General features: G+C 38.9%; 22 protein-coding genes. 16 read left to right on the top strand and 6 right to left on the bottom strand.

Features of this window, described 5'->3' with window-relative positions; genetic code table 11:
- Positions 1–65: 65 nt before the first annotated feature.
- The 10 genes from cyoA to alr all read left to right on the top strand — a co-directional run bounded on the left by cyoA (position 66) and on the right by alr (position 8,965).
- The gene (cyoA, locus tag J678_RS05695; protein WP_002049341.1) at positions 66–1,118 is read left to right on the top strand and encodes a ubiquinol oxidase subunit II; all 1,053 of its coding nucleotides are present in this window, start codon (positions 66–68) and stop codon (positions 1,116–1,118) included.
- Between the two features lie 3 nt (positions 1,119–1,121).
- A complete protein-coding gene (cyoB, locus tag J678_RS05690; protein ID WP_002049358.1) occupies positions 1,122–3,113 on the top strand; it encodes a cytochrome o ubiquinol oxidase subunit I in 1,992 nt (663 codons plus the stop codon).
- 4 nt (positions 3,114–3,117) lie between these two features.
- Positions 3,118–3,738, top strand: coding sequence for a cytochrome o ubiquinol oxidase subunit III (cyoC, locus tag J678_RS05685; protein ID WP_002049203.1), 621 nt, complete (start codon positions 3,118–3,120; stop codon positions 3,736–3,738).
- Positions 3,738–4,067, top strand: a complete 330-nt coding sequence (locus J678_RS05680; protein ID WP_000094534.1) for a cytochrome o ubiquinol oxidase subunit IV — start codon at positions 3,738–3,740, stop codon at positions 4,065–4,067. The genes cyoC and J678_RS05680 overlap by 1 nt, the downstream gene beginning before the upstream one ends.
- A gap of 10 nt (positions 4,068–4,077) precedes the next feature.
- Entirely contained in the window at positions 4,078–4,956 is an 879-nt protein-coding gene (gene cyoE, locus J678_RS05675) for a heme o synthase (RefSeq protein WP_004886446.1), read from the top strand.
- 181 nt (positions 4,957–5,137) lie between these two features.
- A complete protein-coding gene (rpsF, locus tag J678_RS05670) occupies positions 5,138–5,521 on the top strand; it encodes a 30S ribosomal protein S6 (RefSeq protein ID WP_002049107.1) in 384 nt (127 codons plus the stop codon).
- 11 nt (positions 5,522–5,532) lie between these two features.
- Positions 5,533–5,760 carry a 30S ribosomal protein S18 gene (gene rpsR / locus J678_RS05665; protein ID WP_000090661.1) on the top strand — a complete coding sequence of 76 codons (228 nt, stop codon included), beginning with the start codon at positions 5,533–5,535 and terminating at the stop codon, positions 5,758–5,760.
- Positions 5,761–5,768: 8 nt separating this feature from the next.
- Positions 5,769–6,215, top strand: coding sequence for a 50S ribosomal protein L9 (gene rplI / locus J678_RS05660; RefSeq protein ID WP_000382591.1), 447 nt, complete (start codon positions 5,769–5,771; stop codon positions 6,213–6,215).
- Between the two features lie 201 nt (positions 6,216–6,416).
- A complete protein-coding gene (dnaB, locus tag J678_RS05655; RefSeq protein ID WP_002049228.1) occupies positions 6,417–7,862 on the top strand; it encodes a replicative DNA helicase in 1,446 nt (481 codons plus the stop codon).
- Positions 7,863–7,894: 32 nt separating this feature from the next.
- Positions 7,895–8,965, top strand: a complete 1,071-nt coding sequence (gene alr / locus J678_RS05650; RefSeq protein ID WP_031955743.1) for an alanine racemase — start codon at positions 7,895–7,897, stop codon at positions 8,963–8,965.
- 58 nt (positions 8,966–9,023) lie between these two features.
- On the opposite strand, the gene J678_RS05645 is transcribed toward alr, so the two are convergent.
- From J678_RS05645 to J678_RS05630, 4 genes are read right to left on the bottom strand one after another with little or no spacing between them, the layout of a single operon-like run.
- Positions 9,024–9,758 (bottom strand): proteasome-type protease, encoded by a 735-nt coding sequence (locus J678_RS05645; RefSeq protein ID WP_002049189.1) that lies wholly within the window; start codon positions 9,756–9,758, stop codon positions 9,024–9,026.
- A 16-nt stretch (positions 9,759–9,774) separates the two neighbouring features.
- On the bottom strand, positions 9,775–10,554 hold the full coding sequence (locus tag J678_RS05640) for a transglutaminase family protein (RefSeq protein WP_025466147.1): 780 nt from the start codon (positions 10,552–10,554) through the stop codon (positions 9,775–9,777).
- Positions 10,555–10,556: 2 nt separating this feature from the next.
- Positions 10,557–11,153, bottom strand: coding sequence for an alpha-E domain-containing protein (locus J678_RS05635; protein ID WP_017393573.1), 597 nt, complete (start codon positions 11,151–11,153; stop codon positions 10,557–10,559).
- Between the two features lie 22 nt (positions 11,154–11,175).
- Positions 11,176–12,726 carry a circularly permuted type 2 ATP-grasp protein gene (locus J678_RS05630; RefSeq protein ID WP_017393572.1) on the bottom strand — a complete coding sequence of 517 codons (1,551 nt, stop codon included), beginning with the start codon at positions 12,724–12,726 and terminating at the stop codon, positions 11,176–11,178.
- Between the two features lie 225 nt (positions 12,727–12,951).
- On the opposite strand from J678_RS05630, the gene J678_RS23745 reads away from it, so the two are divergent.
- Positions 12,952–13,959 (top strand): helix-turn-helix transcriptional regulator, encoded by a 1,008-nt coding sequence (locus tag J678_RS23745; RefSeq protein ID WP_017393571.1) that lies wholly within the window; start codon positions 12,952–12,954, stop codon positions 13,957–13,959.
- A gap of 33 nt (positions 13,960–13,992) precedes the next feature.
- Here J678_RS23745 and J678_RS23655 read toward each other — a convergent pair whose 3' ends face one another.
- Both J678_RS23655 and mnmG read right to left on the bottom strand, forming a co-directional pair.
- The gene (locus tag J678_RS23655; RefSeq protein WP_017393570.1) at positions 13,993–14,142 is read right to left on the bottom strand and encodes a hypothetical protein; all 150 of its coding nucleotides are present in this window, start codon (positions 14,140–14,142) and stop codon (positions 13,993–13,995) included.
- A 198-nt stretch (positions 14,143–14,340) separates the two neighbouring features.
- Complete coding sequence (gene mnmG, locus J678_RS05620; protein ID WP_002049310.1) at positions 14,341–16,221, bottom strand: tRNA uridine-5-carboxymethylaminomethyl(34) synthesis enzyme MnmG; 1,881 nt, start codon at positions 16,219–16,221, stop codon at positions 14,341–14,343.
- 232 nt (positions 16,222–16,453) lie between these two features.
- Between mnmG and J678_RS05615 the strand changes: the two genes are divergently transcribed.
- The 5 genes from J678_RS05615 to purH all read left to right on the top strand — a co-directional run bounded on the left by J678_RS05615 (position 16,454) and on the right by purH (position 20,982).
- Entirely contained in the window at positions 16,454–16,756 is a 303-nt protein-coding gene (locus tag J678_RS05615; protein WP_002049150.1) for a hypothetical protein, read from the top strand.
- A 155-nt stretch (positions 16,757–16,911) separates the two neighbouring features.
- Positions 16,912–17,817: a 50S ribosomal protein L11 methyltransferase gene (gene prmA, locus J678_RS05610; protein ID WP_017393569.1), complete on the top strand. Its 906-nt coding sequence runs from the start codon at positions 16,912–16,914 to the stop codon at positions 17,815–17,817.
- Between the two features lie 13 nt (positions 17,818–17,830).
- The gene (locus tag J678_RS05605) at positions 17,831–18,673 is read left to right on the top strand and encodes a zinc-ribbon and DUF3426 domain-containing protein (RefSeq protein WP_017393568.1); all 843 of its coding nucleotides are present in this window, start codon (positions 17,831–17,833) and stop codon (positions 18,671–18,673) included.
- A gap of 376 nt (positions 18,674–19,049) precedes the next feature.
- The gene (gene fis, locus J678_RS05600; protein ID WP_001086304.1) at positions 19,050–19,319 is read left to right on the top strand and encodes a DNA-binding transcriptional regulator Fis; all 270 of its coding nucleotides are present in this window, start codon (positions 19,050–19,052) and stop codon (positions 19,317–19,319) included.
- A gap of 88 nt (positions 19,320–19,407) precedes the next feature.
- Positions 19,408–20,982, top strand: a complete 1,575-nt coding sequence (gene purH / locus J678_RS05595; protein ID WP_004708032.1) for a bifunctional phosphoribosylaminoimidazolecarboxamide formyltransferase/IMP cyclohydrolase — start codon at positions 19,408–19,410, stop codon at positions 20,980–20,982.
- The last annotated feature ends 19 nt before the right edge of the window (positions 20,983–21,001 follow it).

Here is a 21,001-nt window from a genome sequence, read left to right as displayed (position 1 = left end):
ATGCGACACTTTAATCGCTATCCCATATTTAATTAGGGAATGGGACTCTTCACCGAGGTTGTAAAATGAGACAAACGATTTTAGCTGTATTGTCTTTATCAACGCTTGCCGCACTTTTGACTGGGTGTGGTGGTGATATGGTACTTCTAAACTCTAAAGGTCCAGTTGGTCAAGGTCAAAGTGACCTTATGATGACTGCGATCTATTTAATGTTACTCGTGGTGATTCCTTCAATCATCATGGCATTATGGTTTGGTTGGAAATATCGTGCGTCAAATAAAGATGCAGACTATAAACCTACATGGGCACACTCAACTGCAATTGAAGTTGTAGTATGGGGTATCCCTGTCATTATTATTGGTATTTTAGCTTGGTTAACTTGGTGGGGTTCCCACAAGTATGACCCATACCGTCCTTTAGAATCAGATAAAGCACCTTTAACTATTCAGGTTATTGCTGAACAGTTCAAGTGGATTTTTATTTATCCTGAACAAAACATTGCGACTGTTAACGAAGTACGTTTCCCAGAAAAAACTCCGTTAAGTTTCAAAATCACGTCTAACTTCACAATGAACTCATTCTTCATTCCACAGTTAGGTGGCCAGATTTACGCGATGGCAGGTATGCAAACTCACCTTCATTTGTTAGCAAATGAAACTGGTGTATATCGTGGTTTCTCTTCTAACTACTCAGGCTATGGTTTCTCTCAAATGCGTTTCAAAGCGCATAGCGTTACAGAGCAACAATTCAACGAATGGGTAGCAGCAGTTAAAGCTGGTAATGGTTCAACTATTAATCCAGAAGCAGTGCAAAAAGCTACGCTTGACCAAGCTGAATTGGCAACCTTACGTGATGGCGATCGTTCTAAGCACCAAATCGAGCATTTAGTCAATCGTGCTAAAGCTGCTGGTGATCAAGAAGCGCTTGCTAAAGCAGAAGCGATGAAACCGTTCCCGACTAAGCCACACCCTGTGACTTATTACTCTTCAGTTGAACCAAAACTGTTTGAAACAGTTATCAACCATTATATGAGTAACTATCATGGTGCTGACCACTCTGCTGGGCATGCAACAGCAGAAACTCATGCTGCAGCTGAACACGCTGCTCAAGGGGAATAAGACATGGATATGATTTTTGGTAAATTGGGTTGGGACTCTATCCCGACAGAGCCAATCGTACTTGTCACCATGGTCTTTATGGCACTTGGTGCAATTGCTGTGCTTGGCGGTATCACCTATTTCAAAAAATGGGGATATTTGTGGAAAGAATGGTTTACAACTGTAGACCATAAAAAAATTGGTATCATGTATATCATCGTATCTGTCGTCATGCTTTTGCGTGGTTTCGCCGATGCGATCATGATGCGTTTACAACTTTTCCTCGCTAAAGGCGGTGGTGAAGGTTATTTACATCCTGACCATTACGACCAGATCTTCACCGCACACGGTGTAATCATGATCTTCTTCGTAGCAATGGGTCTCGTTGTAGGTATGATGAACATCTCTGTTCCTTTACAGATTGGTGCTCGTGACGTTGCTTTCCCATTATTGAACTCTTTAAGCTTCTGGTTATTCGCTGGTGCTGCTGGTTTAATGATGCTTTCACTTGTATTAGGTGAATTTGCTGCGACTGGTTGGATGGCTTACCCTCCTCTGTCTGGTATTCAATATTCTCCTGGTGTAGGTGTTGACTACTATATCTGGGCACTTCAGGTTTCTGGTCTAGGTACGCTTTTATCCGGTGTTAACTTCTTCGTTACCATCATCAAGATGCGTGCACCTGGCATGAAATTAATGGACATGCCTATTTTCACGTGGACTTCACTTTGTACGGCAGTATTAATCATTGCATCATTCCCTGTATTAACAGGTACGCTTGCAATGCTTACATTAGACCGTTACTTTGGCTTCCATTTCTTCACAAATGAGCTTGGCGGTAGCCCAATGCTTTATGTGAACTTGATCTGGACATGGGGTCACCCTGAAGTATATATCTTGGTATTACCAGCATTTGGTTTATACTCAGAAATCGTTGCAACCTTCTCTCGTAAAGCGTTGTTCGGTTACAAGTCTATGGTGTATGCAACAATTGCAATTACTGTATTAGCATTCGTTGTATGGCTTCACCACTTCTTCACCATGGGTGCTGGTGCGAACGTTAACGCGTTCTTCGGTATCATGACCATGGTTATTGCGATTCCTACTGGTGTGAAAATCTTCTCTTGGTTATTCACCATGTACAAAGGTCGCATCACCTTTACTACTCCAATGTTATGGACGCTCGGCTTCCTTGTAACATTCGGTATCGGTGGTTTAACTGGTGTACTTATGGCTGTTCCGCCTGCGGACTTCTTGGTACACAACTCATTATTCTTGATCGCTCACTTCCATAACGTAATTATCGGTGGTGTGGTGTTTGGTATGTTTGCCGGCATCATTTACTACTGGCCAAAAATGTTTGGTTGGAAGCTCAATGAAGCATGGGGTAAAGCTGCATTCTGGTTCTGGTTCTTCGGTTTCTATTTTGCATTCATGCCACTTTATATCCTTGGTTTCATGGGTATGACTCGTCGTTTGAATACATATGACAACCCTGAATGGGATCCATACCTTGCGATTGCATTATTTGGTGCTGTTCTTGTTGCGATTGGTATTGCATGCTTCTTAATGCAAATCATCGTTGGTTTCTTACAACGTCACCAAAACATGGACCACACAGGCGATCCATGGGATGCTCGTACACTTGAATGGGCTACTTCTTCCCCTGCTCCATTCTACAACTTTGCGCATGAACCAGATGGTAGCGGTATTGACCGTTTCTGGACTGACAAAGAAAACGGTGTAGCATACGCACGTAATACTAAATATGAAGACATCCACATGCCGACTGATCGTGCTGCTGGTTTTGTCATTGCAATGTTCATTACACTTCTTGGCTTTGCACTTATCTGGCATATTTGGTGGCTCGTTGTTGTTTCATTCGTTTCAGCTGTTATTAGCTTGATCGTAAGCTCATTCACTAAGAATGTTGATTACTATGTTCCAGCTGCTGAAGTTGAGCGTATTGAAAACGAACGCTATGCTTTACTTGAAAAACACTTGAAGAAGGACTAAGGAAATGGCTGAAGTACTTCATCACGACAACCATGGCCACGATGGTCATCATGAACATGATGATACAGATTTAACGGTCTTTGGTTTCTGGACATACTTGATGAGTGACTTGATTCTTTTCGGATCACTCTTCATTGCGTTCGCTGTATTAAGCAGTCATGTTCCAGCAGGGACTCCAAGTGCATATGACCTGTTCCATAATTCATTAGGCTACGTGTTAACTGAAACATTTGCCTTATTGATTTCATCGGTAACTTTCGGTTTTGCTGTACTTGCCTCTTATAAAAAGAATGTAAATCAAGTTATTACTTGGTTATTTATTACATTCCTTTTTGGTGCAACCTTCATCGGTATGGAGCTCTATGAATTCCATCACCTTGTAGAGGAAGGTCATGGTCCAACTCATAGTGCATTCTTGTCATCGTTCTTTACTTTGGTTGGTACGCACGGTATCCACGTAACTTCTGGTTTAGTGTGGATGTTGGTATTGATGTATCAAATCAAAACTAAAGGTTTGACTTTACCGAATACACGTCGTCTTGCTTGCTTAAGCTTGTTCTGGCACTTCCTTGACATCGTTTGGATCTGTGTATTCAGCGTCGTTTACTTACTGGGAGTTCTCTAATGAGTAGTCATGAGCATAATGCTGCTGGTGCGTCACACGGTAACTTTAAGCAATACACTGTAGGTTTTATTCTATCTGTTATCCTTACCATCATCCCATTCGGGATGGTGATGGCAGGTGGTTTCAGCCGTGGTCTTTTAGTTACAGTGATTGCAATTACTGCCGTTGCTCAGGTTCTTGTACAACTTGTGTACTTCTTACACATGAATACATCATCTGAACAACGTTGGAATATGATTGCATTTATCTACACAATCCTATGTATCGCTGTACTGTTGATCGGTTCTGTGTGGATTATGAATTATCTTCACTACAATATGATGATCTAAACTGATTGTCATGTTGAAAAAGTATTTATTCCTGACTAAACCAGGAATTCTCTTCGGTAATTTCGTTACCACTTTGGGCGGCTTCTTCTTAGCCGCCCAAGGCTCTATAGACATCTTATTATTATTGCTCACTCTCATTGGAACAACGTTAGTCGTTGCATCAGGTTGTGTCGTCAATAATGTTATTGATCAAGATATTGATACAAAGATGCAGCGCACTCAAAACCGCGCACTTGTTAAAAAAACCATCTCTCCTACTGTTGCGCTTATATATGCGTTTGTACTTGGGATAATTGGTTTTAGCATTTTGTGGTTTGGTGTAAATGGTTACGCATTTTTGTTTGCAGTAATTGGTTTTGTTGTCTATGTCGGTTTTTATAGCTTGTGGACCAAACGTACCTCAATCCATCAAACCGTTATTGGTAGTATCTCCGGAGCGAGTCCTCCTGTTATTGGTTATACAGCGGTAACTCATCAATTTGATGTGGCAGCCTTGCTTTTGTTTTTAGCATACGGTTTATGGCAAATGCCTCACTCTTGGGCAATTGCAATTTATCGTTTTGATGATTACAAAAATGCAGGAATTCCAATTTTGCCTGTAGCACGTTCTATTTATCGTACGAAAATTGAATGTGTAATATATATCCTGTTATTTGCAGCTGTTTTGAATGGGTTATATTGTTTTGGTTATACCAATGTATTCTTTTTAATTACCTTTAATGCTTTAACTGCATACTGGTTCTATTTATCGATTATTGGATTCAAAGCCGAAAACGATCAACTTTGGGCTAAACGTTTTTTCCTCTACTCGGTCATATTAATTACCCTGTTAAGTTTGAGCTTTAGCTTTACCTATCAATCCCCTGCTCCAAATCTTCCTCTCTTTTAATTAAGGGAGGATTTCCTCCTCAAAAACAACTTTTCATATTTCTTATCAAAAGATTTGTTTTTAGTCTAATTTTTACCTATAATTCAGCCTTCGCATTTTTTGCGACGTAGCTATTTATATTTTAGCTATGACTCCTTGCTTCTAATTTTTTAGGGGCTGTTTAAACCGTAAGGAGCTGACAATGCGTCATTACGAAATCGTACTTTTGGTACATCCAGACCAAAGCGATCAAGTTGTAGGTATGGTTGAACGCTATATCTCTCAGATCAAAGAAGCTGATGGTCAAATTCACCGTTTAGAAGATTGGGGCCGTCGTCAATTGGCTTACCCAATTAACAAAATTCACAAAGCGCACTACATTCTTATGAATGTTGAATGTGGTCAAACTACGCTTGATGAGTTAGAAGAATTATTCCGTTATAACGACGCGATCATTCGTAACCTTATCATCCGTCGTGAACACGCAATCACTGAAGAGTCATTGCTTGCTAAGAGTGCTGAAGAAAAGCGTGCGCGTAAAGCTCAACGCGAAGAAGCACAGCAAGTTGCTCAAGAAGCTGAATAAGGAGAACATCAATGGCACGTTTTTACCGTCGTCGCAAGTTCTGCCGCTTTACAGCTGAGAATGTTGCGTACATCGACTACAAAGATATCGACACTTTAAAACAGTACATCACTGAAAACGGCAAGATTGTTCCTAGCCGTATCACTGGTACTAAAGCTCGTTATCAACGTCAATTAGCACTTGCTATCAAACAAGCTCGCTATTTGTCTTTGATTCCGTACACTGACAACCATAAGTGAGGTGATCTGTGGACGTTATCTTATTACAACGCATTAAGAACCTTGGTAAATTAGGCGATAAAGTATCAGTTAAAGCTGGTTACGGCCGTAACTTCCTTATCCCTCAAGGTAAAGCAGTTGCAGCTACTGAAGCTAACACTGCTGCTTTTGAAGCTCGTCGTGCTGAACTTGAGAAGCAAGAAGCTGAAGTATTAGCTGCTGCTCAAGCACGTGCTGAACAATTGAATGAAGTTAACATCGTTATCACTGCTAAAGCTGGTGACGAAGGTAAACTCTTCGGTTCTATCGGTACTCGTGACATCGCTGACGCGTTAACGAATGCTGGTCTTACAGTTGACCGTGCAGAAGTTCGTTTACCAAACGGTGCGCTTCGTCACACTGGTGAATTCAACATCGCAATCCAATTGCATCATGATGTTGTTGCAGAAGTTCTCGTTACTATCGTATCTGAGTAATTTCTCATCAAAAAAAGAGCATGCTCACGCATGCTCTTTTTTTATCTCTTAAATTTATGAAATAAAATTAGATATATTAATTCCTGATCAGTTCTTCAGTTTAATTGGTTTTTTAATTAGGTAGTTTATTTATTTTTGTTTTAAGATAGTTCTCGGCTTAAAACCCTTTTTTGTGCACACATTTTATCATCAGGTCTAATTATGTCTCAGGCGAATGCCACTTCTTTAACGCTTTCATCTCCAACAGAAAATAAGACGAGTGAATCAGGCCAACTTAAAGAGTTTCGCACTCCCCCACACAATTTAGCCATTGAACAAGCAGTGCTTGCTGCATTGATGACCGTTGCTGAATCTTTTGAACAAATCAGTGACCTACTCAAAGAAAATGATTTTTATGCCACTCGTCATAAATATATTTACCGTGCAATTGAAAAATTAGCGCAGGAAAATTCACCTTATGATGCGGTATTAGTGAATGACTGGCTTTTAAAACAAAACTTACTTGATGCTATTGGTGGTGAAGAATATTTAATGCAGCTTATGGCTGATTCACCTTCAAGTTTCTATAACCTTGAAACCTATGCAACCAAAATTAAAGAATTCTCTACACTACGCAGTATGATCAAGGTAAGTACTGAAATTTTACAAAATGCTTATGACACAAAAGGGCGTGGTGTTAGTGAAATTTTAGATTTAGCCGAAACCAGTATTTTCTCTTTAGCTGAACAGCACAATAACAATAAAAAAGATTCTGGCCCTAAAGCAATTAGCTCTGTAACAGCCGATGTAATTAGTAAACTTGATGAACTTTCAAAACTCGATGGCAATATTACTGGTTTAACTACTGGCTTCTTAGAACTCGATAATAAAACTTCCGGTATGCAACCTGGAGACTTAATTATTGTCGCGGCACGCCCGTCTATGGGTAAAACTACCTTTGCCATGAACTTGGTTGAAAGTGTTTTGCAATACAATAAACTTCCTGCTCTCGTATTCTCTATGGAGATGCCAGCTGATTCAATTGCAATGCGTCTAATCTCTGCAATGGGTAAAGTTCACCAAGGACATTTACGTTCAGGTAATTTAGATGCAGATGAGTGGACTAAAGTTACTGGTACTATTTTGCAGCTTCAACAAATGCATTTATATATTGATGATTCGTCAGCTTTACCACCAACAGAGGTTCGTGCCCGAGCTAGACGTATTGCAAAAATGCATGATGGTAAAATTGGCTGTATCATGGTCGACTATTTACAGCTCATGAAAGTTCCGGGTATGGGTGATAACCGTGTTGGCGAGATCTCGGAAATTTCACGAAGCTTAAAAGCCTTGGCAAAAGAAATGCACTGTCCTGTGATTGCACTTTCCCAGCTTAACCGAAGTCTGGAAAACCGTCCAAATAAACGCCCAGTAATGTCCGACTTACGTGAATCGGGTGCGATTGAACAGGATGCCGACTTAATCATGTTCATTTACCGTGATGAAGTCTATAACAAAGAATCTAAAGAAGCAGGCACCGCAGAAATTATCATTGGTAAACAGCGTAACGGCCCTATTGGTACCGTTCGTCTTGCCTTTGAAGGCCAATATACTCGTTTTAGTAATCTCTCTCCTGAGTATTACAGCCAATATGATGATGAAGAATAAACTCTATCTCTAGCCCAAAGGAGTAAATGAGGGTGCGTCAAGCAACAGTTTATATTGATCGCCAAGCGCTTCAATATAATTTAAACCGTGTCAAACAACTCGCAGCAAATTCAAAAATCGTAAGTATGGTAAAAGCCAATGCTTACGAACATGGAGTCAAAGACTGTTTAGCAGCCTTAAATGCCTCAGATGCCTTTGGTGTCGCCTGCCTACAAGAAGGATTAGAAATCCGTGAACTTGGTTTCGAACAACCAGTTACTTTAATTGAAGGCGTATTTTCTGAAGATGAAATGCCCGTCGCAATTGAGCAAAAATTTGAATGTGTCATTCATCATCCACAACAGTTTGAATGGTTAATTAAACACAAACAAGCATACATTGCCCAAGGCTTAAAAGTATGGGTTAAATTAAATAGCGGTATGAATCGTTTAGGTTTTAAAAACCCAGAAATTATTGAAGTCATTAAAACTTTAAAATCTGAAGGATTTACCTGTGTACTTGCTATGCATTTTGCCAATGCAGATGTAGACCATCCTTTAAATGAACAACAAAAACAGCAATTTTTGCAAGTAAAACAAGCTTGTGAACCAGTTTTAGCATCTTGCTGTAATTCAGCGGCTATTTTTAAATGGCCAGAACTGAATTTTGACTATGTACGACCGGGTATTATGCTCTATGGTGCTTCACCTTTTGCAGATAAAACAGTACATGAGCTTGATTTAAAACCAGTCATGACTTTCACAGCAGAAGTTATCGCGTTAAACCATATTCAAGCTGGTGAACATGTGGGTTATGGTTCAACTTTTTGCGCCCAACAGGCTATGGATATTGCCATAGTTTCTATTGGCTATGGTGATGGTTATCCAAGAGCTTATGTTAAGCAAAATTTTGTCGCTATTGATGGCAAACTTTGTCCAGTTGTAGGACGTGTAAGTATGGATATGATAGCGATTGATGTCACAAATACTCAGATAAAAATTGGTACCCAAGTGGAACTTTGGGGTAATCATCGTTTAGTTGATGACGTTGCTGAAGCTAACGGCACAATTGGTTATGAATTACTTTGCCGCTTAAGCACTCGTCCAGTCCGCCAAAGTACTTAATAATTTAGTAAATAAAAAAATCCAAGCTTGCTTGGATTTTTTTTATTTGAAATACCTTTTAACGCCAATAATCATCTGTAGGTTTAGGCATTTCCTGTAAACCACGACGTAAAGTATCCGACCATTGACGGCTAATTTGTGAAAAATACGGATCGTCTTCACTAATTCGTTTACCCATAGGAATCACAAAACTATCTCTGCTATAGACCAAGGCATCTAATGGTAAACCTACCGAAACATTAGAACGTAATGTTGAGTCAAATGAGATTAAACTACAGCGTAGAGCATCATCTAACGGCATTGCATAATATAAAGCACGATCTAAAATAGGCTTACCATATTTACTTTCACCAATTTGAAAGTAAGGCGTGTCGGTTGTAGCACAAATAAAATTACCTTGCGGATAAACATTATAAAGCTGCATATCACCGCCTTTAATTTGTCCACCCACCAAAATACTACACGCATAATTCATTTGTTCTTGAGTATCTGAGCTAATATCTTCTAAAACATTTTTTAAAGTTTTACCGACTAAATCAGCCACTTCAAACATTGTATTAATACTATATAAATTAGGCTCTTGCTGCAAAGTAAGCGCATTTTGCAAATGCCCGATAACCGCTTGTGTCGTTGCTAAATTACCTGCTGTTTGCAAGGCAATAAAACGCTCTCCCGTTACACCGAAAGTATGAAGCTTACGAAATACAGAAATATGATCGACCCCTGCATTAGTTCGAGTGTCACTTATAAACACCAAACCCTGTTCTAATCTCAGCGCACAACAATAGGTCATTTCGTTCTCTTTACATTCAACAAGCCAACACTTGAACCACAGACATCATATTTTCAATACCACCCTGTTCTCGCACACCTCTAATTGGGGCAACATCAAGATAGTCCCGTCCAATTGCGAGATAAATATGATGCTTTGGCGTAAACAATTGATTGCTTACATCAAAACAATACCACTGATTATCTAAAAATACCTCCGCCCAAGCGTGACTGGCAAGGTGCGGATAATTTTGATCAAATAAATAACCAGAGACATAACGTGCTGGTAATTGTAACGCACGACACATGGCGATTAAAACATGTGCATGATCTTGACATACTCCTTGAGCTGCATGAAAGGCTTGCGTGGCAGTCGTATGAACAGATGTACTATCTGGTTGATATGGCATCTTTTGCAGAATATTTTCACTGAGCAAAGCAATGTGTTGTCGATCTTTGACGGTTACAATTTTCTGGGCAAAATCCAACATTTCAGAATCATATTGAGTGGCCGCTGTACTTTGAAGAAATATTTTTGATGGTATAGGTACATCTACTCCACCTATCTCTGTATTTAAAAGCTCAACAATACCCTGCGCCATAAAAGTAAGATGTTGGTATTCATAACGCTGCGTAGCGGTTAACCAAATATTATTAAAAATATCTCTTTTGAGTGTCTTATCACCTGGCACACTGATTGCCCAATTCACAACATGTTGATGCAGCGATGTTTGAGGCATCATCTTAATATACTGAATACTGTTTTTAGCAGTTTCAGTATATTTATAATGCGTTTGATGATTAATCATCAATTTCATAATCATACCTCGAACATGTATTCTAGCTGCTGAGTAAAATTATAATAAGCATCCCAAGACGGATGATCTTTTAATAATTGCCAAGATTGATTTAGCTTCTCCCATCCTAAGTCATTCAGCCGTTGAAGCAATTTTTCTAGCTCTTGTAAAAGTCCCGTAAGGTCTTGCTGAAAACGTAGTTGTATATCTAATTGCTCTACTTTCTTTCCTAAATTCAGAAATAAGGCTATATCTTCATTTTCAGAATCAAGTATTTGATTACATTGAGCTAAAGCTTTATTTAATGAATCAGGATGAGCTTGAAGTGACTTAATCGCATGATTCAGTTCGGCATAAGCGCTAGAAGATAGTATCCCTCTTAATTCTTGAATATTATCTTTAGCAATCATGAACTGGTTCAGTAATGAATATGTTTGTTTCGTATCCAACATATAGCAGTTCAGTAATTCTGCTTGCTCAATGACCAGTCCAAATGCCGCTGCAAATTGAGTTGCTTTTTCATCATCGGTAAATGGTAAATGTGATACAGCAAATTTAATCCGCATTAAATAACGGCCCAACCAATAAATGTGGTGTGCACTCGAATTGAGTAAAACCATAAATTTCCTCTTTAACCGACTATTAGGAATGTAGCGTTTCAACGACCCATGTATCTTTAATGCCTCCTCCTTGTGAGGAATTTACGACTAAAGATCCTGCTTGCATGGCCACTCGTGTTAAGCCTCCCGGTACAATTTCAGTGCGATATGGGGAACTCAATACAAAAGGACGTAAGTCGATGTGGCGCTCAGCCACTCCTGATGTCGTTAAAGTCGGTGCAACAGATAAAGCTAATGTTGGCTGTGCAATATATTCGTGTGGTGTAGCAATCAATTTTTTTCTAAATTCATCAATTTCACATGAACTCGCCTTAGGACCAATTAACATGCCATAACCACCAGATCCTTGAGCTTCCTTAATCACTAATTGATCTAGATGAGACAATACATAGTCTAAATGTTCCTTTTCGCGGCACTGATAAGTAGGGACATTCTTCAGAATTGGTGTTTCACCTAAATAATATTGAATCATCTGATCAACATACGGATAAATCGATTTATCATCGGCTACACCAGTACCAGGTGCATTTGCAATCACTACATTTTTTTGTAAATAAGCGGACATAAGACCTGCTACCCCTAGGGCACTATCAGGTCTAAAGGCAAGCGGATCTAAAAAATCATCATCTAACCGACGATAAATCACATCAACCTTTTGACGTCCACGAATTGTTTTTACAAAAACTTGATCATTTTCTACAAATAAATCTTGGTTAGTAACCAGTGGCACATCCATTTCACGCGCCAAAAAGGCATGTTCGTAATAAGCACTATTAAAACGCCCTGGTGTTAAAACTACGATAAAAGGACAATCAACCTCTGAGTTTTCTTGAAGTATTTCTTTTAATAAGCTTGGGTAATGTTCAATGCCTTGCAAATTATTTGCAGCACAAAGTTCAGGCATGAGTTGCTGACTAATATTTCTACATTCAATCATATAAGAGACGCCAGAAGGTGTTCTTAAATTATCTTCTAGTACAAAAAATTCACCTTCGCCATCTCGTATAATATCTATACCGCTAATTTGAGAATAAATTTTACCTTTAAGCTTGTGCTTGAGCATGTGTGGCTGAAAAGCCTCATGACAAATAATATGATTTTCTGGAATTAACTGTTCCTTTAAAATATGTTGTCCATGATAAATATCATCTAAAAAATAGTTTAAAGCTTTAACTCGCTGTGCACATCCAGCTGCTATTTTCTCCCACTGTTTTTTTTCAATTACCCTCGGGATTAAATCAAAGGGAATGGTTCGCTCTGCACCCTCTTTATCGCCGTAAACATTAAATATAATACCGTGATAGAGAAAATGTTGTTTGGCCTCCGCATTTAACTGCTTAAGCTCATCTAAAGTTCGAATGCTCAACCATTGCTCAATTTTTTTAGAAGCAGCACCGTTAGATGTCACATCGTCTAGCATTTCGTTAAAAAACTGCGATTTTAACTGTTCAAATAAGTTCGTTTGTACCGAAAGATTGTCCATAAACGAAGTCTGGTTAAGTAATGCGGTGGTCGCCTGCTCTTGTAAAAAATGATCAATATCGGCTTGTAGGTCTTTCTCTTGTTCTGACATAGCAACCTCGTCTTATCATTTATCTATATTTCATTTTTAAATAAGCAATTTCAGTGCCACTTATATATCTATAATGCTTATTGGCTTTCGTTGTTATAACTTTCTTTTAAATTTTAGCATTGATTGTAAAAGGTGCCATAAACCGAATCTGACAAACTTGCTAAATGTGTAAAGTTTTTTTATTGTGTTGACACCAAAGCAATTGGATATAGATGTATTACGCTTATGTCTGTAATAGAAAAAGAAACTTCAAATAGTTTATATCGCCAGTGGCAGATTCTATCTCGCCTTCCTACCGGTAAATGGATCGGGACTCGAGAATTGCAAGAAATGCTTGAGCGTGAAGGTATCGAAATCAGTTTAAGGACAATTCAGCGTGATTTAAATCAAATTGCTCAGCGTTTTCCAATTGAAAGTAATAAAGCTGTGCCTCAAGGCTGGCGATGGCAATCAGATGCACCAATTCAAAGCTTACCGCATATGACAAGCTCCCAAGCAGTAACCTTTATGATGGTTGAAGAACATCTCAAACATTTGCTCCCACCAAGTCTACTTGATGAGATGGGTCCTTGGTTTGACTTAGCAAAACGTAGTCTGTCTACACAAAATAATGTAAGACAATGGATTAATCGTGTCCGTATTGTGCCAGCAAGCCAACCACTGATTCCACCTGTAGTCGACCGTGCTGCTCAACAAGCAATTTACGAAGGCTTACTGCAAGACAAACAAATTGAGTGTGTTTATCAAGCCCGTGTAAATCAAGGCGAAGATAAAACTTATATTTTAAATCCGCTTGCATTGGTCCAAAAAGGTGCTGTTATTTATTTAATTTGCACCCGCCATGATAAAACCGAAGTACAAACCTTTGCCCTACACCGCTTCAAATCCGCTAAGGTTTTAGAAAGTCGTGCGCTCCACCCCGTTAATTTTGATATTGATCATTATATTGACTCGGGTGCTTTAGGTTTCAGGGTAGATTACAACCAACCTACTGAATTGATACAGCTCACCTTAACCATGACTGAACAAACTGCCAAAACTTTTTATGAAAGTCAGTTAAGTAAAGATCAGACAATTATTCCAATTGAAGAAAACATTGTCGAAGTTACGGCGACTGTTCCTTTTACATCTCAACTCGTCTGGTGGTTACGAAGTTTCGGTAAAAAGTTGCTCCATATTGAACCAGTTCAAGTACACAATGCAGTACGAGAAATTGAACCTGATAACAAATGACTAGATATAAAAAAGAGAACCGTCAGGTTCTCTTTAGATTTTGAATAATAATTTTCTTAATTTTATTTTGGTATTTATAGTTTTATTTATTTTCAGATCATTCTGTTCTCCTCCACCAAAATGATCTGCTTCTTCTTTTGCGCTATGTTGAACATGAGCATTGGCATGCCAAATCATATCCATTATAGCGAATTGATTTCATTGTCATGTTTAAAGCCCTCTTGTTTGAACGTGAATTCAATATAACGTTCGTTTTAAAACATGTGAAATAAGAAAAAAAGGAAGTGAAATCTATTTTCTTCCTTAGGAAGTTTCTATATATTTTTTGATCAGAAAATAAAAAGCCCAGTCTTAACTGGGCTTTTTTAATTACTTAAATGATTAAGCTGTTTTTTTAATCATGTTATTTTTACGAATCGTGATCATTACAAGTTGAACAGCAGCTGGGGTAACACCAGGAATACGACTTGCTTGAGCCAGTGTTTCTGGACGAACAGTTTTTAACTTCTGAGTAATTTCACGAGATAAACCTGAAACAACATCATAATCAAAATCGGCAGGAATCTTGGTTTCTTCAAGACGCTTTAACTGAGCTACATCTTCATGCTGACGGTTAATATAACCTTCATATTTAACCGCAATCTCGATTTGCTCACCCACTTGTTCTGAAACTTCTGAACCCGTAAGTTCTGCGATTTGAGCAAAACTAATATTAGGACGTTTGAGTAAATCAATCGCACTACATTCTTTACTCAAGTCAGCACCAGTCATTTCGACAAACTTTTTACCCATTGGGTTATTAGGCGCTGCCCACAAATGCTGTAGTCGAGATGTTTCACGTTCAACGGCTTCCATTTTTTCACAATAAGCAGCCCAACGAACATCATCAACTAAACCAAGCTCACGACCAATAGTTGTTAAACGTTGATCGGCATTATCTTCACGTAACATCAAACGATATTCCGCACGTGAAGTAAACATGCGGTATGGTTCTTTCGTACCCAAGGTGATCAAATCGTCAACCAATACGCCCATATAAGCTTGGTCACGTTTCGGTGTCCATTCTTCTTGCTCCCACGCACGGCGAGCAGCATTTAGACCTGCAAGTAAACCTTGGGCACCAGCTTCTTCATAACCGGTAGTACCATTAATTTGACCAGCAAAATACAAGCCGTTAATAGCTTTGGTTTCAAGGGTAAATTTCAATGCTTGCGGATTAAAATAATCATATTCAATTGCGTAGCCCGGACGCAAAATGTGGGCATTTTCCATACCACGAATTGAGCGTACAAGTTCAAACTGAACATCAAATGGTAATGAAGTCGAAATACCATTTGGATAAAGCTCATGTGTATCAAGCCCTTCTGGCTCTAAAAACACCTGATGTGAGTCTTTATCAGAAAAACGATGAATTTTGTCTTCAATTGATGGGCAGTAACGTGGACCTACACCCTCAATAACCCCGGTATACATTGGTGAACGATCTAAACCACCACGGATAATGTCATGGGTTTTTTCATTGGTATGTGTGATATAGCAGTTCACTTGTTCAGGATGCATTGAAGCATCCCCCATAAATGACATCACCGGAGATGGGAAGTCACCTGGTTGTGGTGTCATAACAGAGAAGTCAACTGAACGGGCATCAATACGCGGTGGAGTACCTGTTTTTAAACGACCTACTGGTAGTTTTAATTCACGCAGACGCTGAGCAAGAGCAATAGAAGGAGGATCTCCTGCACGACCACCGCTTGATTTTTCTAAACCAACGTGAATAACACCACCCAAGAATGTACCTGTAGTCAATACAACAGTTTTTGCATCAAAGCGAATACCCATTTGGGTCACAACACCCTTAACGGTATCGCCTTCCACAATCAGGTCATCGGCCGCTTGTTGGAAAATATCAAGATTTGCTTGATTTTCTAATGTCTCGCGAATAGCAGCTTTATAGCGAACACGGTCTGCCTGAGCACGTGTTGCACGTACTGCGGCACCTTTACGCGAGTTTAAAATACGGAATTGAATACCGCCTTTATCGGCAGCTAATGCCATTGCACCACCAAGTGCATCAATTTCACGTACTAAGTGTGATTTACCAATACCACCAATTGCTGGGTTACAGCTCATCTGACCCAAAGTCTCAATGTTATGGGTCAAAAGCAAAGTCTGTCGTCCCATACGCGCTGCAGCAAGTGCCGCTTCCGTACCTGCGTGACCGCCACCGATAACGATAACATCATAAACTTTAGGATAGTGCATGAGTACAAAAACACCAGAAAAAAAAGACGGAACATTATAGCAAAATTATCTGCTTATTGATGTACATAATTACAAAATTGTCATCACATGATTTACGCTACGCCACATGTTTTGACATTTTGTTTCAGGAATTCAATACAAAGTGAATGTTTTTAAAAATTTTTCATTCTAGAATAAAAAACGTACAGCACTTCTACGACTTTAAAATTAACGCAACGAGAAGGAACACAAAATGAAAACGACCATGTTAAAAATCTTAACTGCATCTCTCCTTTGTTTTTCAGGCGTAACGTTGACCCACGCTGCGACTAATCATAATGCCAAATCGACTCATACTACTAAATCGAGTCATACTGCTAAAACAAGCAAGCATGCTGCAGAGTCAGGTACATCAGTAACGCAAAAAGAACTGAGAGCTTGTGCTAAAAAGCGTCAGGGTGATTGGGTTTCTTACAGCCATAATGGTGCAACCTTCAATGGTACTTGCCAACCAAACGAAAATGGCAAACTACAATTTAAGGCCCCTGCTCCCTAATATAGTTTGAACCTAAGGTATAGAAAAAAGTTTTAATTTTTCTATAACACAGCGAAATTTTCAAAAAGCGGTCCATTAAAGATGGGCCGTTTTCTTTTTTAAACCATTCTAGTCGGCTACAATACACCTTTAAATAAAATTTTTAGGTCCTTTTCGTGAAGTGGTTACAAATACACATTACCGTTGATCAAGAACAAGTTGAATTCACAGAAACACTTTTAATGTCTCTAGGTGCGGTAAGCGTAACGCTGGATGATGCTGAAGATCAGGCTTTGCTTGAACCATTACCAGGCGAAACACCTTTATGGAATAAAGTTATTGTTACAGGTATTTATCAACAAGACGAACAAGACCCAATTGATGTTGACACTTTAGAAGCTTTCTTAAAAGCTCAACTTCCAGATGTACCTATGCGTCATGAAGAACTTGAAGACCAAGTTTGGGAACGTGCATGGATGGATTATTATGAACCGATTCAAATTGGGGAAAAATTCTGGATCGTACCTGAGTGGTTAGAACCACCAGAAGCAGATGCGACTAATATTAAACTTGATCCAGGCCTTGCTTTTGGTACAGGTAACCATGCAAGTACATTCTTATGTTTACAATGGTTAGGTAAAACCGATGTAAAAGATAAAATCGTTATCGATTATGGTTGTGGTTCAGGCATTTTAGGCGTTGCAGCTTTATTATTAGGTGCTAAAAAAGTCTATGCGACAGATATTGACCCTCAAGCTGTTCTTGCGACAAAACAAAATGCAGAACTCAATGGGGTTTTAGACCGCCTATATGTGGGTCTTCCTGAAGAGTTCGATCAAGAATTCAAACCTCAACAGGCAGACGTTTTAGTTGCAAATATTTTAGCAGGACCGCTCATGGCACTTGCGCCAGAGTTTGCAAAATTACTTAAATCTGATGGTGATTTCGCACTTGCTGGTGTAATTGAAGAGCAAGTAGCTGATGTTTCAGGTGTTTATTCTGAATTTTTTGATATATTAGATGTCGAAAAGCGCGAAGAAAACTGGTGCCGCATTTCAGGAAAACGTAAAACAATAAATTGAGATTATTTAACTCATGAATGAAAAACAAACCCGCTGCCCTAAGTGTTTAACAGTTTATAAAGTTTCTCTTACCCAGTTAACTGTTGCTCAGGGTATGGTTTGTTGCCCTAAATGTAATTTAAATTTTAATGCTCTTACCAACTTGGTTAACATTGAGCTCCCAGAAGCAACAAACTCATCTGTTTTAGCTGACGGCTCGATTCAAACACGATATATGACTCATTCTCATGTGTTAGATATCTTTGATCAGAAAGTTGAAAACTCTAATATTGATCTTTTGACATATTTAAATAATTTAAATTACTTCCACAACGAGCCCATCAATGCTCTTCCCAACCTCAACTTAGCGGAACAAGCAACTTCACCCGAACAGGATAATGGTAAAAAGCATAGCTGGTTGTACTATACACTTTGGAGTTCTGCGAATCTGATTCTGATTTTAGTTTTTACTTTTCAGATTCTCTGGTTTAACCCAAAACTTATGCAGCAAAGCCCTGCTATTAGCCATGCATTTAATTATGTCTGTCAAATACTGCACTGCAGCAAGTCAGCTGAACAATATCAACTTCTTTATATAGAAAAGGTAAAGCTACGTAGAATAGATATAGAACATACTCGATTTTCTGGCGTTCTAGTCAATCAAAATAATAAAAGTATTGAGTTACCAAACCTAAAATTAAGTTTTGGTCAAGAAAGCAATCAAGAAGAGATCATTTTTACTCCTCAACAATACTTGGTTGAAAATTTACGAGGCATTCAACGTATCCCAACTAATACACCGTTTAAATTTCAATTTGATTTAAATAAAAGCAAAAAAAGCCTAGTAAATTATCGATTAGAAATTGTCCACCCCTAATTTGTAAAAAAAGTGAAAAAAAAATAAAAAAAAATGCAGTTAATTTGCTCACTTTTTCCTAGACAATGGTATGATACGCGCCACGAAAGCTTTGACTCATATACTCCTCGCTCTCAATTCAAAAAATATACTGTTAAGCATGTGTGCTTTTCTAAATTAAGCGCATAGCCTAACTTTTTTTGTTTTTGAGGGGGCTGTAACAAATATTTAACTATTGTTACGCTTATTTTTTACTCAATACGAAGATTTATGGCAAGCTAATTGTTCTTATGTTTTAGAGTCACTGTTTTAGGATCTAAAACAGGACTCCGTATTTTTAGACCACATTTATATACTACTTTACCCAAGCTAGTATTTGATTTTCGGATTAACTCGCATGAATAGCAAATCTCCTATTTTTACTGCACAATCTGATGTTGCTCTTCGCATCCACGTGGATCGCGCAGTTCGTCATTATTTTGCACAATTGCAAGGTGAGCAACCATCTCAGGTATATGACATGGTGCTAGCAGAAATGGAGAAACCTCTTTTATCTGTAGTTCTTGAATATACTCGTGGCAACCAAACACGTGCCGCAGAGATTCTTGGACTAAACCGCGGCACTTTACGCAAAAAGTTAAAAGCTCACGGTTTAATGAGTGAATAAATGATAAAATGCTCACGACGTCGTGGGCATTTTTTTATGCTTCTAATTGGTTTTAATCCGTAGACTTGAAATTGTTGACTTGAACATCATGACTATTAAACGTGCTTTGATTTCTGTATCAGACAAAACAGGAATTGTCGAATTTGCTCAAAACCTTGCAGCTTTAGGGGTAGAATTATTATCTACAGGCGGCACATACAAGTTGCTTAAAGATAATAACATTGCTGTTGTTGAAGTATCTGAACATACTGGTTTCCCAGAAATGATGGATGGCCGTGTAAAAACACTACATCCAAAAATTCATGGCGGCATTTTAGCTCGTCGTGGTCTAGACGAAGCAGTTATGCAAGAACACAACATTGATCCAATCGATCTAGTTGTTGTCAACCTTTATCCATTTGCAGCTACAGTTGCTAAACCTAACTGCTCTCTTGCTGATGCTATCGAAAATATCGACATCGGTGGTCCGACAATGGTACGTGCTGCTGCTAAGAACCATGCCTCTGTAGGTATTGTTGTAAATGCTTCAGATTACGATACAGTGATTAGCGAATTAAAAGCTACAGGTTCACTTTCTTATGAAACACGCTTCGATTTAGCGGTTAAAGCATTCGAACATACAGCTCAATACGACGGTATGATCGCTTCTTACTTAGGCGCTCGCGTTGGTAAGACCGAAGGTGAAGCTGATTTATTCCCTCGTACGTTCAACACTCAATTAAATAAAGCACAAGATTTACGTTACGGTGAAAACCCACATCAATCTGCTGCTTTCTATGTTGAAGCAAACGCAAAAGAAGCTTCTGTTTCTACAGCAAAACAATTACAAGGCAAAGAATTGTCTTATAATAATATTGCTGACACAGATGCTGCACTTGAATGTGTTAAATCATTTGCTAAACCAGCTTGTGTCATCGTAAAACATGCTAACCCTTGTGGTGTTGCGGTTTCTTTAGACGGTATTAAAGCTGCTTATGATTTAGCTTATGCAACAGATCCAGAATCTGCTTTCGGTGGCATTATTGCATTTAACCGTGAGTTAGATGTTGCAACTGCTCAAGCAATTGTTGACCGTCAATTCGTCGAAGTTATTATTGCTCCAAGCATTGCTGATGGCGTACTTGAGGTAACTGGTGCGAAGAAAAATGTTCGTGTTTTAGTATGTGGCGAATTACCTGCAATTGATGCACGTGCTCCGCAACTTGACTATAAACGCGTTAACGGTGGCTTACTTGTTCAAGACCAGGACTTGGGCATGATCACTAAAGATGATCTTAAAGTAGTTACTAAACGTGCTCCTACTGAACAAGAAATTGATGACCTTATTTTCGCATGGAAAGTTGCGAAATATGTAAAATCAAACGCTATTGTTTATGCAAAAAATCGTCAAACTATTGGTGTAGGCGCGGGTCAAATGAGCCGTGTTAACTCAGCGCGTATTGCTGCAATTAAAGCAGAGCATGCTGGTTTGGTTGTTGAAGGCGCTGTTATGGCATCTGATGCATTCTTCCCATTCCGTGACGGTATTGATAATGCAGCTAAAGCTGGCATTAAATGTATCATTCAACCGGGTGGTTCTATGCGTGATGAAGAAGTCATTGCGGCAGCTGATGAAGCTGGTATTGCAATGGTCTTCACTGGTATGCGCCATTTCCGCCACTAATTTAAATTTAGTCCTCCCT

Source organism: Acinetobacter sp. 1424608, assembly GCF_000588255.1.
Lineage (GTDB): Bacteria > Pseudomonadota > Gammaproteobacteria > Pseudomonadales > Moraxellaceae > Acinetobacter > Acinetobacter nosocomialis.
The sequence above is the reverse complement of the archived record's forward strand: the minus strand, read 5'-3'. Positions and strand labels throughout refer to the sequence as shown.

Bases quoted from the DNA above. Each gene is read 5' to 3' on its own strand.
- rpsF (WP_002049107.1), top strand. From the start codon at position 5,138: ATGCGTCATTACGAAATCGTACTTTTGGTACATCCAGACCAAAGCGAT.
- dnaB (WP_002049228.1), top strand. From the start codon at position 6,417: ATGTCTCAGGCGAATGCCACTTCTTTAACGCTTTCATCTCCAACAGAA.
- cyoE (WP_004886446.1), top strand. From the start codon at position 4,078: ATGTTGAAAAAGTATTTATTCCTGACTAAACCAGGAATTCTCTTCGGT.
- cyoA (WP_002049341.1), top strand. From the start codon at position 66: ATGAGACAAACGATTTTAGCTGTATTGTCTTTATCAACGCTTGCCGCA.
- J678_RS23745 (WP_017393571.1), top strand. From the start codon at position 12,952: ATGTCTGTAATAGAAAAAGAAACTTCAAATAGTTTATATCGCCAGTGG.
- J678_RS05605 (WP_017393568.1), top strand. From the start codon at position 17,831: ATGAATGAAAAACAAACCCGCTGCCCTAAGTGTTTAACAGTTTATAAA.
- J678_RS05640 (WP_025466147.1), bottom strand. From the start codon at position 10,554: ATGAAATTGATGATTAATCATCAAACGCATTATAAATATACTGAAACT.
- J678_RS05680 (WP_000094534.1), top strand. From the start codon at position 3,738: ATGAGTAGTCATGAGCATAATGCTGCTGGTGCGTCACACGGTAACTTT.
- purH (WP_004708032.1), top strand. From the start codon at position 19,408: ATGACTATTAAACGTGCTTTGATTTCTGTATCAGACAAAACAGGAATT.
- cyoB (WP_002049358.1), top strand. From the start codon at position 1,122: ATGGATATGATTTTTGGTAAATTGGGTTGGGACTCTATCCCGACAGAG.
- fis (WP_001086304.1), top strand. From the start codon at position 19,050: ATGAATAGCAAATCTCCTATTTTTACTGCACAATCTGATGTTGCTCTT.
- rpsR (WP_000090661.1), top strand. From the start codon at position 5,533: ATGGCACGTTTTTACCGTCGTCGCAAGTTCTGCCGCTTTACAGCTGAG.
- mnmG (WP_002049310.1), bottom strand. From the start codon at position 16,221: ATGCACTATCCTAAAGTTTATGATGTTATCGTTATCGGTGGCGGTCAC.
- J678_RS05635 (WP_017393573.1), bottom strand. From the start codon at position 11,153: ATGGTTTTACTCAATTCGAGTGCACACCACATTTATTGGTTGGGCCGT.
- J678_RS23655 (WP_017393570.1), bottom strand. From the start codon at position 14,142: ATGGATATGATTTGGCATGCCAATGCTCATGTTCAACATAGCGCAAAA.
- J678_RS05645 (WP_002049189.1), bottom strand. From the start codon at position 9,758: ATGACCTATTGTTGTGCGCTGAGATTAGAACAGGGTTTGGTGTTTATA.
- J678_RS05615 (WP_002049150.1), top strand. From the start codon at position 16,454: ATGAAAACGACCATGTTAAAAATCTTAACTGCATCTCTCCTTTGTTTT.
- cyoC (WP_002049203.1), top strand. From the start codon at position 3,118: ATGGCTGAAGTACTTCATCACGACAACCATGGCCACGATGGTCATCAT.
- J678_RS05630 (WP_017393572.1), bottom strand. From the start codon at position 12,726: ATGTCAGAACAAGAGAAAGACCTACAAGCCGATATTGATCATTTTTTA.